Below are 14,617 nucleotides of genomic sequence, written 5' to 3' on the forward strand. Positions count from 1 at the left end.
GAGGGTCGCCCTCAGCCCACCGCCGCGTAGTTCTCGTACATCTGGTCGTCGTCGAGCGGCAGGATGCCCGCGCCACGCTCGTACTCCGAACGCGCCGTCTCCAGGAGCCGGCGCCAGGAGGTCACCGTCGGACGCCTGCGCAGCAGTGCCCGGCGCTCCCGCTCCGTCATGCCTCCCCACACGCCGAACTCGACGCGGTTGTCGAGCGCGTCCGCCAGGCATTCGGTGCGTACCGGGCATCCGGTGCACACCGCCTTGGCCCTGTTCTGCGCTGCTCCCTGAACGAACAGTTCATCCGGATCGGTAGTGCGGCAGGCAGCCTGCGCACTCCAGTCGGTTACCCAGCCCATACTGGCGCCGTCCTCTCCCGAATCGAGGCTCCCCCACGGCGGCAGCGGCATATTCACCGCCGCCAGTTGAGGACGTTACGGAAGGTGGGCACAGCGCAACACCCCCTTCGGGCCCAATCTTGAATGGCCCGAACGGACTATGGGTAAGCGGCAGATCACCCGGGGGAGTGAGCCCGCGACATATGCGACTTTCCCGGCGAACGGGGACGGTTCAGCTGAGTCACAACGGGCACCGTGCGACACACAAGGCGGATTCGGACACGCCCCCACCAAAAAAGTCGGGAACATCCGGAACGATTCGGGGTCACCGGACGTATTGATACGTAGTCCTGCTGCTGTGACAGTTGAGAGCAGCTTAGGCCAAGGCATTGACGCGTGTCCGGCGAATCAGAACGTAGGCTGCCCTCATGCCAAAGAAGCGCTCGGGCGGTGGTCTGTCGCCAACGCAGCAGGCCGCCAAGTTCCTCGGTGTCAGTGTGCTCGCGGGAGCGGTGCTGGCCGGTATCGCCCTGCCCGCGTTCGGCGCGCTGGGCCTGGCCGCCAAGGGATCGGTGGAGTCGTTCGACGAACTCCCGGTCAACCTCAAGACGCCGCCGCTGAGCCAGCGCACCACGATCCTCGACTCCGAGGGCGGACAGATCGCCACGGTCTACTCCCGTGACCGCACGGTGGTCGACCTCAAGAACATTTCGCCCTACATGCAGAAGGCGATCGTCGCGATCGAGGACTCGCGCTTCTACGAACACGGCGCGGTGGACCTCAAGGGCGTCCTGCGCGCGCTCAACAAGAACGTACAGAGCAGCGGGGTCGCCCAGGGCGCGTCCACGCTCACCCAGCAGCTGGTGAAGAACGTCGCCGTCGAAGAGGCCGGTGACGACCCGACGAAGGTCGCCCAGGCCACGCAGCAGACCATCGGCCGCAAGATCAAGGAACTGAAGTACGCGATCCAGCTCGAGGAAGAGCTCAGCAAGAAGAAGATCCTCGAGAACTACCTGAACATCACGTTCTTCGGCGAGCAGGCCTACGGCGTCGAGGCGGCCTCGCAGCGCTACTTCTCCACGCACGCCAAGAACCTCACCCTGCCCCAGGCGGCCCTGCTGGCCGGCATCGTCCAGTCGCCCAGCCGCTACGACCCCGTCAACGACGAGGCCGAGGCCACCAAGCGCCGTAACACCGTGCTGGCGCGCATGGCCGAGGTCGGCGACATCTCCGAGGGCGAGGCGGCCGCGGCGCAGAAGGCTCCGCTGGAGCTGCAGGTCAAGAAGCCGAAGAACGGCTGCATCACCGCCGTCCAGGGCGCGAGCTTCTTCTGCAAGTACGTGGAGCGCGTCTTCCTCAGCGACCCGGTCTTCGGCAAGACCAAGGAACAGCGGGTGAAGCTCTGGAACCAGGGCGGCCTGACCATCCGCACCACGCTCGAACCGCAGGCCCAGAAGTCGGTCCAGAGCTCGCTCAAGGACCACGTCTACAAGTCGGACAAGGTCGCCGCGGCCGCCACGCTCGTCGAGCCCGGCACCGGCAAGATCCTCGGAATGGGCCAGTCGAAGCCCTACGGCTACGGCAAGAACGAGACCGAGTACAACTACTCGGTCGGCTCCTCCATGGGCGGCTCGAACTTCGGGTTCCCGACCGGATCGACCTTCAAGCCCTTCGTGGCCGCGGCCGCGCTGGAGGAGGGCCGCCCGCCGAACCAGGAGTACTCGTCGCCATACCAGATGCCGTACCCGAGCCCGGTGCAGACCTGTGGCGGCAAGCCGTGGGTCAACACGCGGGGTGAGAAGCTGGAGAACGAGAGCGAGTCCGAGAAGGGCCCCTTCCAGCTGCGGAAGGCCATGGAGCTCTCGGTCAACACCTACTTCGTGCAGATGATCTCCGACATCGGTCTGTGCCCCGTGGTGAAGATGACCGACGCGCTGCACGTCGTGCAGGGCAACGGCGACAAGCTGCCCGAGGTCCCCGCCATCGCCCTCGGCTCCAAGGGCATCTCCCCGCTGACGATGGCCACCGCCTACGCCGCCTTCGCCTCTCGCGGCATGTACTGCACCCCGATCGCCATCGAGTCGATCACCCAGAAGGTCGGCGACCGGACGAAGTCGCTGGAGGTCCCGAAGTCCACCTGCTCCCGGGCCATGTCCGAGAAGACCGCGGACACCGTCAACACCCTGCTCAGCGGTGTGGTCGACTCCGGCACAGGCCGCCAGGCCGGCCTGTCCGGCCGCGACAACGCCGGCAAGACGGGTACGACCGACTCCCGCAAGAACGCCTGGTTCGTCGGCTACACCCCGAAGCTCTCCGGCGCCGTCTGGGTCGGCAGCGCCACCCAGAAGGTCGAGATGACCAACATCTGGATCGGCGGCCACTTCCACGACCAGGTCTACGGCGGCGACACCCCCGGCCCGATCTGGCGCGACGCCATGACCGGCGCCCTGGAGGGCAAGGAATCCGGCGACTTCAACCTCGTCAGCATCCCGAACCCGCCCGGCAAGGACCGCGACAAGGGCAACGGCGACGGGAACGCGAACGGCGGCAACAACCGGGACGACGGCGGCAACGGAGACGACGGCGGCTTTCTGAGCGGCCTGCTCACCAACGGCGGAAACGGCAACGGCGGCAACTCGACCGCCGGTTCCGACGCGGGCGCCTTCTTCCAGGGCCAGACCAACGGAAACGCCAACGGCGGCCGACGTCACTGAGGCCGGCGCCGACGCCGATACGTGAGCAAACCGAACGGTCCCTGACTCCCCTCTCGAAAGGGATGTCAGGGACCGTTCGTCGTACCGTTCGATGTGCGGGACGCGATGCCACGCCGTGGGGCGGGCGAGGCGAGGCCCGAGGGAACAGACGGCTGCTCCCGGCGGAGCGGGATCAGCCCGCGAGGTGCTTCCTGACGACGGCGGCGACCCGGCCGCCCTCCGCCAGACCGGCCACCTTCGGGTTCACGATCTTCATGACGGCGCCCATGGCCCGCGGCCCCTCGGCGCCGCCCGCCTTCGCCTCCGAGACGGCCTGGGCGACGATGCCGTCCAGCTCCTCGTCGCTGAGCTGCTTGGGCAGGTACGTGGCGAGCAGCTCGCCCTCCGCCTTCTCCCGCTCGGCCGACTCGGCGCGACCACCCTGCGCGAAGGCGTCCGCGGCCTCACGACGCTTCTTCGCCTCCTTGGTGATCACCTTGAGGACCTCGTCGTCGGAGAGCTCGCGCTTCTCCTTGCCCGCGACCTCTTCCTTGGTGATCGCGGCGAGGGTCAGCCGGAGCGTCGAGGAGCGGAGCTCGTCGCGCTCCTTGATCGCGGCGTTGAGGTCTTCGTGCAACTTCGACTTGAGCGTGGTCATGGGTCTGATTGTCGCAGGTGCGGGCGGCCGCACGCCCGCCGATTTAAGGGGCGGCGGGGCAAAGGACGTTGGCCGCGTCTGACACGATGGGCGTATGCGCGCGCGATACGGAGTACCTCTGTCCATTGCTGCGGCCGGCGCCGCCGGTCTGGCGTACGCGGCGGGTTTCGAGGCCCGCTCCTTCCGCCTCCGACGGGTCACCGTCCCCGTCCTGCCTGCCGGGATGCGTCCTCTGCGTGTGCTGCAGGTCTCCGACATCCACATGGTCGGCGGTCAGCGCAAGAAGCAGCGCTGGCTGCGCTCGCTGGCCGGACTGCGCCCCGACTTCGTGATCAACACCGGCGACAACCTGTCCGACCCCGAGGGCGTCCCTGAGACCCTGGACGCACTGGGGCCCCTGATGGAGTTCCCGGGCGCGTACGTCTTCGGCTCGAACGACTACTACGGCCCCAGGATGCGCAACCCCGCCCGCTACCTCTTCGAGAAGACCCAGGGCCGCCACGGCCTGAACGGCAACCCGCCCGCGACGAACGTCATCCACAACCCGTGGGAGGACCTGCGCGACGGTTTCGACGCGGCGGGCTGGCTGAACCTGACGAACACCCGGGGCGTGCTGAAGATCGAGGGCGCGTCGGTGGAGCTGACGGGCCTGGACGACCCGCACATCAAGCGCGACCGCTATGCCCGGGTGGCCGGCGGCCCGTCGGCGTCGTCCGACTTCTCGATGGGCGTGGTGCACGCCCCCTACCTGCGGGCCCTCGACCCCTTCACGGCCGACGGCTACCCCCTGATCCTGGCGGGCCACACCCACGGCGGTCAGGTGTGCATCCCCTTCTACGGGGCGCTGGTCACCAACTGCGACCTGGACACGGATCGCGTGAAGGGCCTGTCGACGCACACGGCGGAGGGACGCACGTCCTACCTGCACGTCTCGGCGGGCTGCGGCACGAGCCGCTACACCCCGGTGAGGTTCGCCTGCCCGCCGGAGGTGACGTTGCTGACGTTGGTGGAGAAGGAGTAGGACAAGGAAGCCCCGGTCCCGGTCCCGCTTCAGGTTGAGGTCGAGGATCAGGTCGAGGTCCTGGTCCAGCTCTAGGTCGAGGGCCGGGCCGCGTCCGGATCCGGGTCCAGGTCGAGGTCGAGGTCCAGGGCGAGGTCTCGAGGTCCCTGTCCGGATCTCGGGTCCGGGTCCGGGGCATCCCCCGAACAGCCCACCCGTATCGCCCCTTTCCTCCCGCCTGCCTAGCGTGAGGGCATGACCGCGCCGATACCCAGGGACATCCCGGATCTGCCTGCGATTCCGCGGACCCACGCGCTCCTGCTCTCCTCCGTCCCCGCCTCAGCGGTGGTGGCCCCGGTACGCCGCCCCCTGGCCGCCGTTCTCCGCCTGCTGCTGGCCGGCACGGCGGCGGCGGGCGTGACCCTCGCCTTCCTTCTCGGCAGCCCGCTGCGGACGCTGAGCCACTTCGCGATCCAGAGCAACATCCTGCTCGCCCTGGTCACGCTGCTGTCCGCTCGCCGCGCCTGGAGCGCCCGCCGCCCGCTCCCCGCGGCTCTGACGGGGGCCGCGCTGCTCTACGTGATGATCACCGGCCTGGTGTACCACCTGCTCCTGGCCGACGCATCCGTGCCCTTCTCGGTGACCAGCACGAACACCGCCCCGACCGGCTGGCACGCGGTCGTCGGCCACCTGCTCCATACCGTGACGCCGGTGGCCGCCGTCCTGGACTGGCTGCTGCTGACGGCCCCGGGCCGCATGCGCCTGCGCCGGGCCGCCACATGGATGCTCTATCCCTTCGTCTACCTGGCGTTCTGCCTGGCTCGCGCCCAGGTGATCGCCGCCGGCACACCGGGCCGCTATCTCTACCCGTTCCTCGACGCCGAGGCCCACGGCTACAAGCACACCTTGGCCAACGCCCTCCTGCTCGGCCTCAGCTTCTACGCCCTCGCGGTCGCCGTCGTAGCCCTCGACCACGTCCGCCCGAACCCGATCACTCACCGCCCCAAAACCGGATTTCGTCTCCAGCCACCAGTGGGCTAAAGTAAACGACGTCGCCGCGACAAGCAGGACAAGCAGCGACATCGGGGTGTAGCGCAGCTTGGCAGCGCGCTTCGTTCGGGACGAAGAGGTCGTGGGTTCAAATCCCGCCACCCCGACAGCTAAATTGCAGTTCAGAGGGCCCTTACCGAATCGGTAAGGGCCCTCTGGCGTTGCTGCGTGTCTAAGTGCGTGACTCTCGATTCCTGAGTGCTCGACTGCGTGACTACGACAGCTACGGCCGCCGCGGATCGGTGCCGAAGATACCGTCCAAGGCGACAGCCTCGGTCTGGATGACGGGCCGGATCTGCTTCCGGTAGACCTCCTCCGTCACAGCCGTCCCAGAGTGCCCGACGAGCCGCGAAATCACTTCCAGCGGCACGCCACGGTCGGACAGCAGTGACACGAAGCTGTGCCGGAGCTCCCGCGGAGTCCACTCGTCAGCGTCGATCCCGTCGACGTCCTTGAGCGCCTGGCGGAAGGCGCGGCGGACGTTGACGGCGTCGAGCGGCTTGCCCACGGCCGAGGAGAAGACGAGCCCGTGTTCCTCCCACTTCTCGTCGGCGGCGAGCCGATCCCAGCCCTGATCTCGAATTGCTGCCACAGAGCAGCGACGCAGCGCGCCGGCAGAGCGAGCGTGCGCCGGGACTTCCGGGTCTTGGTGTCCCCGCGTCGCTCGCGGTTGAGGCGCACGACTGTCTGAGTATCAAGGCTGACCGAGCTGCCGTTTCACTTGCCCGTGCAGTGGTCGAAGCGTCCGCGAAGGAAAAGGGTGTCACCAGAGGGAGCCTGATCGCGAAGATCGATGAGCTCCACCAACTGGGTCTGCTACGTGGGCACATCAAGGAAGCAGCACACGAGGTGCGCTTCGGCGGCAATGAGGTAGCCCATGGCGGTCTCACCCCCGTTGATCACGAGGCGGCCGAAGAGATCTTGACACTCAGGGATGAGGTGCTGAACGACCTGTTTCAGTCCCCGGCTCGCGTGGCCCGTGCCCGTCAGCGACGCCTGGAACGGTCCCAAGCAGGCACTGCGTCGGTGAACACCACCGCGTCAGAAGGACAGCCCAGCATCTGAGCTCCTGACGCAGCACTCACGGCAAGGCTCCACGGACCATCGCAGCCGCTCAGTGGTGCATCTCGCCGCGAAGAGGTCGCGTGCCACAACCGTGCCAGATGCAGGGGTCAGCCACGGTCAACACCGGTGCCTCATGGGCGAGTGCTCGCCCGCTTCCTGGATCGGTGAAACCGCAGCTCAGGAGGAAGACAACCCAGCCGCTCTCCTAAAGCGGGTGTCGCAGGTTCGAATCCTGCCGGGGGGCACCAACACAAAGGACCCGGACCGATCATGGTCCGGGGCCTTTGACATCTACGGGTCATAATCACTCACGTCAACGTGACTTCAGCCCAAGGCAGCTCCGCCGACCTTGAAGAGCCGGCCGCTGCCGCGCTCCTCCTAAGGCTGTCGCCGAAACTGCACTGAGTCGCGCCTCAACTATCGTGATCGCTTGCTTCCGCGCCTGCTGCTTGCGCCGCGTCGACGATGGCTTGCAGCGCAGCAAGGTGACGCTTGAGAGCCGTACGGCCCGCCGATGTCAGCGACAACCAAGTGCGTGGGCGGCGCCCGACCGCTCCTTTACGGACCTGGACGTACCCGACCTCCTCCAGGGCGGTCGCGATGCGGCTGACACTCGCGTCGGAGACATGACAGTACTCACGGACTGCGGCGAATTCGGCTTCGGCGCAACCAGCGAGGAATGCCATCATGGTCAGCCGTGTCGGATGGTGAATGGCCTGGTCCAGCGCCGGTGACACGGCATGGTTCATTCCGTGTGCCCCGACGCCTTCAGCATCGCGACCGACTTGGAGCGGAGGGAGTTCTTCTGGGTTTCTCGCCACCACAGGGAGCCTCCTCCGAGAATTCCTAGAGCGATCGCCCCCACGCTCCAGCCGAACGCAAGGAAAGCAAGGGCGGCCAACCCATAGGCGACCACCGGGAGGCCTTCGACGAGCGCGCGTTGTCTCATGGTTCCACGTGGTGGCCAGGCACGGACCCGCATGCGGGTCACCCGCACCGCGCACATGGCCGGGAAGACGGACAGCGTCACGATCGTAGCGAGCAGTAACGCAAGCTTCCAAGCCGCACCATCCGCCTCGTAGAGAAGCGGCCCGGCGGCCAGGGCCATTCCGAATCCGTGAGTAACGCCTGCCACAGGGGCCCACCACGTTGGGTAGGGGGGCGATGTGTTCGCGGTCAGTTGGGCCCGTTGCGCGGCCTGCAGGTCGCTCCTGGCCGTGGCCGAGCTGAAGTGCTCGCTGCTAGGCATGGGTTCTCCCGTCCCTCCATAGTGCTTCCTCAGTTGTCCTCATCATGACATCTACTTTTGTAGGACGAAAGTACTTCCGTACGCCTGATGTGACGTGGGCGTCTGGGCATCCGGTTCGCGACGAGGGCCCAGCGGGGTACAACATCCACCAACGCCCGGAAAGCGACTCCCGCGACACTCACCGCGCCCCGCCCCCCCGGCCGGCCGAGCCACGTAGAGCTACGGATCAGAAGGCTTCTGACATCCACGGCTGACATCCACGGCTGACATCAACGACGCCGGACGGGGGCGTACACCAGCGTCTCCGTCCGACCGTCGCACCAGTCGACGGCAGCAGCCGGAGCGGGGTCTGATCGAACTCCTAAAGCGGTGCTTCCGCCGCTCGTTCATGGCACTACCGGGACATGGTGGAAAGCCAGCAGTGGTCCCCCTCGACCCCACGACGACCCAGGCCGCGCTCACCACCTGGCAGCAGGCTCTCGTCGCCCGCGGTCCGCTCGACACCCGACAGGTTCTCCTCGGCCCGCCCCTCCGCTTCCCCGGACGGGCGGGCCGAAGCAGCCGTGGACGACGACCGGAACATGCCACCGACACCTCGACCGCCTCGCTCAGCGAAGACGCCGGAACTCGACCGGCACAGGGCGCCCGGGTCCTCGCGATCTTCAGGTGGCCCCCGCGCCTCACCCGCCACACCGACTGCGCCCACACCCGACACATGCCTTGACCCGATCACCCTCGGGGCGACCCGCGCCGGGTGGCCGCGGCGCTGTCGTCATGACCCAACGCCGACGTGTACCCCACCGAGGATGCGGAGCGTGCCGGCGGGACGAGCCGGCGCGGCCCGGTATGCGCGCGGCTCAGCGGTCGTATGCGCGCGGCTCAGCGGTGGTGCGCGCGGCCCGGCGGTCAGGCCGGGGTGTCGGCGTCCTGTGTGGAGGCCGCGAACGCCTCGGGGCCCTGTTCAGCCGCTGCCGGGTCCATCCACATGACCTGCCAGCCGTGGCCGTCGAGGTCGTAGAAGCTGCGTGAGTACATGAAGCCGTAGTCCTCGGCGCCGTCCACCTCGGAGCCGCCCGCCGCGAGCGCGGCGGCGCTGACCGAGTCGACCTCGTCGCGGGACGACACACTGAAGCAGTAGAGCGCCAGCGTGTGCGTGGTGGGATCGGCCATCGGCAGCTTCGCGAACTCCGCGAACTTCTCGCGGCTGAGCAGCATGACGAACGCCTGCTCGCCGACCAGCATGCAGGCTGCGGTCTCGTCGGTGAACTTCGGGTTGAAGCTGAATCCGAGCTTCGCGAAGAACGCCTTGCTGCGCTCGAGGTCCGCTACGGGGATGTTCAGGAACAGCATGCGGCCGGGGTGTGCGGAAGTGGTCATGGCGGGTCTCCGGTCAGTGGCTCGATGGCGTACGTCTTGGTAGACCGGCCCGGTCGGCGGAACTCATCGGCGGATCCCGGGGGATCTTGGGTGGGTCTTCACTACGTCTTCGCTACGTCTTCGGTGAGTCTTCGGTGGGTCTTCGGTGGGTCTTGGGTGGCCCCGGGCCTTCTGTCCGTCTTGCGTGGGGCTTCGCCTCGCCGCTCGAACGGCCGGCCGCCGACGCCTGGTCGGCGCATTCGGCGTCTGCGCACTTCTTGGCGTTCAGGCCTGGTGGGGGCCCTCGGACTCGGTCGACGACAACGGGATGCGCAGGACTCGGTGCAGTCGGGTGGAGGTCTCGATGTCGAGTCCCAGGCTCGCGTGACGCAGGGACGCGCTGTACCGGCTGATGAGGGCCAGGTCCTGGAGCTGACGGCGCAGCTCGGCGGTGAGGGCGCCGTCAGGGTCGTCGGCGTGGCCGTCCTCCCGGTTCGAGCGCTGGTCCGCCGCCTCCACGGCGCGGCTGCTCACCACCGAGGCCAGATCGCCTGAGCCGAACAGGTAGGCCGCCGCGGCGCAGAGCACTGCGGCCGCCGCCGGCTCGTCGGCGTCACCGGGGCCGTCCTGGCCGTCGTTGTGGCAGTACTCGCTCAGGAGGTGCTCGCCCATCCCGTGCTTGATCTCCCCGAAAGCGGTCTGATTTCCCAACGCGGCCTCCCACAGCGCGTTGAGCATCGGCCGCAGTTCGAGGGCGTACTCCGCCCGGTCGCCTTCCGGCAGGGCCTCCTCGGCCCGCATCAGACGCTCCGCCACCCCGACGGCGAACACGATGCGCTCGTCCGGGGACGCGTCGGCCAACCGGTCGGCGAGCTCGGCTCCCCACTCCTGCCAGGACTTCATCCGTGCCCGCCCCCGTCATGGCTGTGATCACCGGCCGATGCCGACGACCTTAGCCGCACCCCCCTCATGGTCGGTGGTCGTGACCTGGGGGAGCGGGCTGTGGGGTCGCGGGGGTGAAGGCCTCGCGGAAGCGGTTCATAGCCGGTTCGGGGGCGTCTGAGGCCCACGCCTCCATCGCGACCGTGCCCTCGTAGCCCAGCTCCTGCAGCGTGTGCGCTATGGCACGGTAGTTGATCTCGCCCGTCCCCGGCTCGCGGCGGCCGGGGACGTCGGCCACCTGGATCTCGCCGATCAGGTCCAGCGCGTGCGCCCGGCGGACCAGTTCGGTCAGGTTCCCCTCGCCTGTCTGGGCGTGGTACAGGTCCAGGTTCATCCGAAGTCCCGGCCGGCCGACCGCCCGGACGAGGGCCATGGTGTCGGCCGCCGTCGCGAACGGCACCCCGGGGTGGTCGACGGCCGTGTTGAGGTTCTCCAGCGTGAAGACCACGCCGGCGCTCTCGCCCAGTTCCGCGACCCGGGTGAGCGTGCGGTGGGCGGCCATCCACATCGCGCCGGTGACCTCCCCCGTCACCGGCGACACGGGCAGGCCCCGGCCGTCCAGTCCCGTGCCGTGCAGATTCAGCCGGGGGCAGCCCAGTCGCTGCGCCGCCCGGACCGAGTCCTCCGCCGTGCGCAGGAGCTCGGCCGCACCCTCCTCGTCGGTCAGACTCCCCCGGACGTACCCGGTCATGGACGAGAACTCCGCGGGAGTGCGGGCGAGAGCGCCCAGGTCGTGCCGGGTCCAGTCCCAGATCTCCACCTGGAACCCGGCGTCATGGACGCGCCGTGCCCGCTCCTCCATCGGCAGGTCCAGGAACACCATCTCGGCGCAGACCGCCAGTTCGTACATGCCAGTGCCCTGCCCTTGCAGCCGCCGGTGGGACGAGAACGTGGGATAGAACGTGGGACTAGAACGTTCTAGTCTCTAGAACGTTCCAGTCGTCGTCCTACGTGTGCTTGTGGTCAGCAGTACGCCAGTCGCCGTCCGGACTGTCAAGGGCCTGCTGGAACGTTCTATAGTCGGGCCGGCGGGACGGTCCTGCGCGCTTCGGGAGGGACGGCTGGTGTCACTCACTCCTCCCGTCCCGGACGGCAAGCGGCCCACGCTCGCGGACGTCGCCGCGCGGGCCGGTGTGTCCACAGCCCTGGCGTCCATCGTGATGCGCGAAGCCAAGGGCGCCGGCGCCGCCACCCGCGAGCGCGTGCTCCAGGCCGCGCGAGAGATCGGGTACCGACCCGACGCCCGGGCCCGACTGCTGCGCAGTCGGCGTTCCCGGCTGCTCGGGGTGCAGTTCGACCTTCGGCATCCGTTCCACGCCGACCTGGTGGAGGGCGTCTACGCGGCGGCCGACGCGGCCGACTACCAGATCGCGCTGAGCGCGGTGGCCGCCCGGCGCACCGAGCGGCGCGCCGTCGAGACGCTGCTCGCCGACCGCTGCGAGGCGCTGATCCTGCTCGGCCCGCAGGCCCCCGCCGCCCGGCTGGCGGAACTCGCCCGCCAGTTGCCGGTCGTCTCCGTGGCCCGGCGGCTGCGGTCGTCGGCCGCCGGTCCCGAAGTCGTGCGGACGGCCGACGACGAGGGGGCCCGGCAGGCGGTGGACCACCTCGTCGGCCTCGGCCACCGCGACGTCGTCCACATCGACGGCGGCCGCGCGCCCGGCGCCGCCGACCGGCGGCGTGGCTACCGCGCCGCCATGAACCGGCACGGTCTGGGCGCACACGTCCGCGTCCTTCCCGGGGGACCCACCGAGGAGGAGGGCGCCGCGGCCGCACGCGCCCTGACGGCCACCGGCTCGCGCCCCACCGCCGTGCTCGCCTTCAACGACCGCTGTGCGACCGGCCTCCTCGACACCTTTCTGCGCGCGGGCGTCACCGTTCCCGGAGACGTGTCGGTCGTCGGCTTCGACGACAGCCGACTGGCCCGACTGGCCCACATCGCCCTCACCACCGTCGGGCAGGACGTTCCCCGCCTCAGCCGCCTGGCCGTCGGCCGGGCCGTCGCCCGCGTGGAGGGCGGAACCGCCCCGGCCGAGGTGGAGGACGTCGTCCCTCCCCGTCTCGTCGTCCGCGGCACGACGGCCCGACGCCGCGGCTGAGTATCGCGACGGCGCGCGACCGGTCCCGGATCCGATGTCGACCGATCGACGACCGGGCGGCGACCAAGCGGCGACCGGTCCCGATCCCATGTCGACCGGGCGGCGACCTATCGGAAGGCGGGGGCGGGGCCCTTCACGGACGGTGTCAGCGGGCTTCGTTCGGTTCGTCCGGCGTCGGGTGTCGGGGGAGGAACGTATCTCCGTCGTCGAACGGGGTGAACCACGATCCGAAGGCCGTCGGGGCGGTCGCCCGTCCGGTCCCGGCGGGGGCTTCGTCTACGTCGTCGGTCGAGGCGTCGTAGAGCCACTCGTGGTCCACGCCCTCGTACACGTCGTCCGTGAACGCGTCGAGTGCCACGGACACCTCGTCGTCGAGGAAACCGTGCAGTTCCAGGGTCGTGGTCGCCTGGTTGAGCAGGAACCTCAGGGCGAGCTCCTCGGCGACAGAGTTCAGTCGTCGAAAGCTTCCGTCGGTGAAGCGGGTGGTCAGGGCGATCACCGTCACCAGGAAGCGGCGGGCGAAGCGGGCGTCGTACTGGAGGGCGTAACGGTCGGGAAGTCGTTCCAGGTGCCACAGCGGGCCTTCGCACTCCGCGACGGTGGCGTCCTCCTGGGCCAGGACCTGGACGTCCTCGAACAACTCGTCCACCAGGGCGTCGGCAGCGTGGACCAGGGCGCCGGCGGCGAGTCGCGCGCTCTCCTCTCCGGGGCGGAGTTCCCCCTGTCCGGCGACATCCGCGTCCGCATCGGCATCGGCGCCCGTGCCGGCCCCGGCGCCCGCGCCGAAGACCGTCAGGGGGAAGGAGCGCAGTTCGTCGGCCAGGGCGAGGAGGCGGGCTCGCACGGCCGTCGTCTTCTCGTCGGCTTCCTGGCGGGAGTCCGGGCCGTCTCCGGCGTCCTCGGGGGGTGGGGCCGCGGTGTGGCGGGCCTTGCGGGCGGCCGGGTCGTCGGGCGGGGCGTCCGGTCCTTCGGCCGCGTCGAGGCTGGCTCTGGCCCGGTCCTGGTGCAGCTCGACCTCGCACCGCTCGATCGTCCAGTCGGCCAGCAGCTCGGTGCGTTCCAGGAGCTCGTCCACGAGCACCTGCACCGAGTCCTCCGCGAACTCCAGCGCCGGAGCGTCCACGACGACCTTCAGATGGGCTCCGCCGGGGTGGACGGAGACGATGGTGTCGAGGAGGTCGACCTTCACGCCGTCGGGCCCCTCGACGGCCCGGACGGAGTCGAAGCCGTCCTCGATCAGCGCCACCGCGCCGGCACGCTGAAGCGGATCCATCTCCGGAGTGGCCTCCGGGATGCAGGTGTCCACGGTCACTACGTACGTCACGCGTCCGAGCCTGTCAGGAGAGGGCCGCACCGCGCGAGGGACCGGCTCCCTCGGGAAGGTAAATCCGGTCCGTGCGGGCCGGATGGCCGGAGCTCGTGCCACAAGTGTGCCGGATGCAGAAAATCAGTAGAAGTAAACAAGGCGTCAAACAGTCGGGGCATTCGGCGCTCCTGTGGCGTCGAAACCCCAGGTCAGTGGCGCGCGGGCGCGGCTTGTCCGCAGTGCGGTGATGATCGCCGTCCTCCTCCGTGGGGAAGAGCGCACGCTGACGGCTGCCTCGAACCGACCACCGCAGGCCATACTGGAGACAATGACGAAGCCAGCTGCACAGAAGCGCTACTTGCCGACCAGCCCCTTCAAGGCTCCGGTGGCCCCACCGCCCAAGCAGTTCGCGGTGGGCGACCAGGTCACGCACGACATGTACGGCCTCGGCCGTGTGATCGGCATCGAGGACGGCATCGCGGTGCTCGTGGATTTCGGGTCGGCGCAGGAGCGGATCTTGAGTCCGTACGCCAAAATGAGCAAGCTGTAGTACCGCTGTGCCCGGTCACGGCACGCCAGGCCCCTTAGCGGGCCTGTATCGAAGGGGAGACCTCTCATAGACCTGACCTTGCTGTTCTCCGCTCCGGAGGGGGCGCTCTCGCACCCCGCCGCGGCATCGCCGCCCCCGGCGACCAACCCGTTCCAGGCCCCGGACTTCGGGGACGACGAGACTTTCGCGAACTCCTTCGCAGCCGAGGACGCGGACGCGCCCGGCCCGGATGTGAGCACGGCCCGCCGCAGGGCCAGCTAGTCCTGTCGGCTTCGTTCACGGCCGTTCAGGCGGGTTGCGAGCACACCCGCCTCTTGGGCCGT

At 69.0% G+C, this 14,617-nt stretch carries 15 protein-coding genes, 1 tRNA gene and 1 pseudogene; 8 read left to right on the plus strand and 9 right to left on the minus strand.

Annotation, left to right across the window (positions count from 1 at the left end; translation table 11 throughout):
• Positions 1 to 11: 11 nt before the first annotated feature.
• Positions 12 to 350, minus strand: coding sequence for a transcriptional regulator WblA (gene wblA, locus ACFVYK_RS08835; protein WP_069768403.1), 339 nt, complete (start codon positions 348 to 350; stop codon positions 12 to 14).
• 407 nt (positions 351 to 757) lie between these two features.
• On the opposite strand from wblA, the gene ACFVYK_RS08840 reads away from it, so the two are divergent.
• On the plus strand, positions 758 to 3,043 hold the full coding sequence (locus ACFVYK_RS08840; RefSeq protein ID WP_389770354.1) for a transglycosylase domain-containing protein: 2,286 nt from the start codon (positions 758 to 760) through the stop codon (positions 3,041 to 3,043).
• 172 nt (positions 3,044 to 3,215) lie between these two features.
• Here the strand turns inward: ACFVYK_RS08840 and ACFVYK_RS08845 are convergent, their stop codons facing one another.
• Positions 3,216 to 3,680 carry a GatB/YqeY domain-containing protein gene (locus tag ACFVYK_RS08845; protein WP_389770356.1) on the minus strand — a complete coding sequence of 155 codons (465 nt, stop codon included), beginning with the start codon at positions 3,678 to 3,680 and terminating at the stop codon, positions 3,216 to 3,218.
• Positions 3,681 to 3,774: 94 nt separating this feature from the next.
• Between ACFVYK_RS08845 and ACFVYK_RS08850 the strand changes: the two genes are divergently transcribed.
• The 3 genes from ACFVYK_RS08850 to ACFVYK_RS08860 all read left to right on the plus strand — a co-directional run bounded on the left by ACFVYK_RS08850 (position 3,775) and on the right by ACFVYK_RS08860 (position 5,837).
• Entirely contained in the window at positions 3,775 to 4,701 is a 927-nt protein-coding gene (locus tag ACFVYK_RS08850; RefSeq protein WP_389770358.1) for a metallophosphoesterase, read from the plus strand.
• Between the two features lie 234 nt (positions 4,702 to 4,935).
• Positions 4,936 to 5,721 carry a Pr6Pr family membrane protein gene (locus ACFVYK_RS08855; protein ID WP_389770360.1) on the plus strand — a complete coding sequence of 262 codons (786 nt, stop codon included), beginning with the start codon at positions 4,936 to 4,938 and terminating at the stop codon, positions 5,719 to 5,721.
• Between the two features lie 42 nt (positions 5,722 to 5,763).
• A tRNA-Pro gene (locus tag ACFVYK_RS08860) sits at positions 5,764 to 5,837 on the plus strand.
• Positions 5,838 to 5,953: 116 nt separating this feature from the next.
• On the opposite strand, the pseudogene ACFVYK_RS08865 reads toward ACFVYK_RS08860, so the two are convergent.
• Positions 5,954 to 6,393, minus strand: a pseudogene (locus ACFVYK_RS08865) (tyrosine-type recombinase/integrase); the annotation flags it as partial.
• On the opposite strand from ACFVYK_RS08865, the gene ACFVYK_RS08870 reads away from it, so the two are divergent.
• The gene (locus tag ACFVYK_RS08870) at positions 6,313 to 6,795 is read left to right on the plus strand and encodes a DUF4145 domain-containing protein (protein ID WP_389770363.1); all 483 of its coding nucleotides are present in this window, start codon (positions 6,313 to 6,315) and stop codon (positions 6,793 to 6,795) included. The pseudogene ACFVYK_RS08865 and the gene ACFVYK_RS08870 overlap by 81 nt on opposite strands.
• Before the next feature lie 413 nt (positions 6,796 to 7,208).
• Here ACFVYK_RS08870 and ACFVYK_RS08875 read toward each other — a convergent pair whose 3' ends face one another.
• The 5 genes from ACFVYK_RS08875 to ACFVYK_RS08895 form a co-directional block, all read right to left on the minus strand.
• Positions 7,209 to 7,544, minus strand: a complete 336-nt coding sequence (locus tag ACFVYK_RS08875; RefSeq protein ID WP_389770365.1) for a transcriptional regulator — start codon at positions 7,542 to 7,544, stop codon at positions 7,209 to 7,211.
• Positions 7,541 to 7,903: a hypothetical protein gene (locus ACFVYK_RS08880; protein WP_389770368.1), complete on the minus strand. Its 363-nt coding sequence runs from the start codon at positions 7,901 to 7,903 to the stop codon at positions 7,541 to 7,543. The genes ACFVYK_RS08875 and ACFVYK_RS08880 overlap by 4 nt, the downstream gene beginning before the upstream one ends.
• A gap of 1,047 nt (positions 7,904 to 8,950) precedes the next feature.
• Complete coding sequence (locus tag ACFVYK_RS08885; protein ID WP_389770370.1) at positions 8,951 to 9,421, minus strand: VOC family protein; 471 nt, start codon at positions 9,419 to 9,421, stop codon at positions 8,951 to 8,953.
• 264 nt (positions 9,422 to 9,685) lie between these two features.
• On the minus strand, positions 9,686 to 10,303 hold the full coding sequence (locus tag ACFVYK_RS08890) for a hypothetical protein (RefSeq protein WP_389770373.1): 618 nt from the start codon (positions 10,301 to 10,303) through the stop codon (positions 9,686 to 9,688).
• Positions 10,304 to 10,367: 64 nt separating this feature from the next.
• Positions 10,368 to 11,192, minus strand: a complete 825-nt coding sequence (locus tag ACFVYK_RS08895; RefSeq protein ID WP_389770375.1) for a TIM barrel protein — start codon at positions 11,190 to 11,192, stop codon at positions 10,368 to 10,370.
• A 214-nt stretch (positions 11,193 to 11,406) separates the two neighbouring features.
• Here ACFVYK_RS08895 and ACFVYK_RS08900 point away from each other — a divergent pair, with 214 nt between their 5' ends.
• The gene (locus ACFVYK_RS08900; protein ID WP_389770377.1) at positions 11,407 to 12,438 is read left to right on the plus strand and encodes a LacI family DNA-binding transcriptional regulator; all 1,032 of its coding nucleotides are present in this window, start codon (positions 11,407 to 11,409) and stop codon (positions 12,436 to 12,438) included.
• Positions 12,439 to 12,583: 145 nt separating this feature from the next.
• On the opposite strand, the gene ACFVYK_RS08905 is transcribed toward ACFVYK_RS08900, so the two are convergent.
• Positions 12,584 to 13,762, minus strand: coding sequence for a hypothetical protein (locus ACFVYK_RS08905; RefSeq protein WP_389770380.1), 1,179 nt, complete (start codon positions 13,760 to 13,762; stop codon positions 12,584 to 12,586).
• 310 nt (positions 13,763 to 14,072) lie between these two features.
• Between ACFVYK_RS08905 and ACFVYK_RS08910 the strand changes: the two genes are divergently transcribed.
• Together ACFVYK_RS08910 and ACFVYK_RS08915 are read left to right on the plus strand one after the other, a co-directional pair.
• Positions 14,073 to 14,294, plus strand: a complete 222-nt coding sequence (locus tag ACFVYK_RS08910) for a hypothetical protein (protein ID WP_389770382.1) — start codon at positions 14,073 to 14,075, stop codon at positions 14,292 to 14,294.
• Between the two features lie 78 nt (positions 14,295 to 14,372).
• Positions 14,373 to 14,555, plus strand: a complete 183-nt coding sequence (locus ACFVYK_RS08915; RefSeq protein ID WP_389770385.1) for a hypothetical protein — start codon at positions 14,373 to 14,375, stop codon at positions 14,553 to 14,555.
• The last annotated feature ends 62 nt before the right edge of the window (positions 14,556 to 14,617 follow it).

This window comes from Streptomyces sp. NPDC058291 (genome assembly GCF_042880855.1).
Lineage (GTDB): Bacteria > Actinomycetota > Actinomycetes > Streptomycetales > Streptomycetaceae > Streptomyces.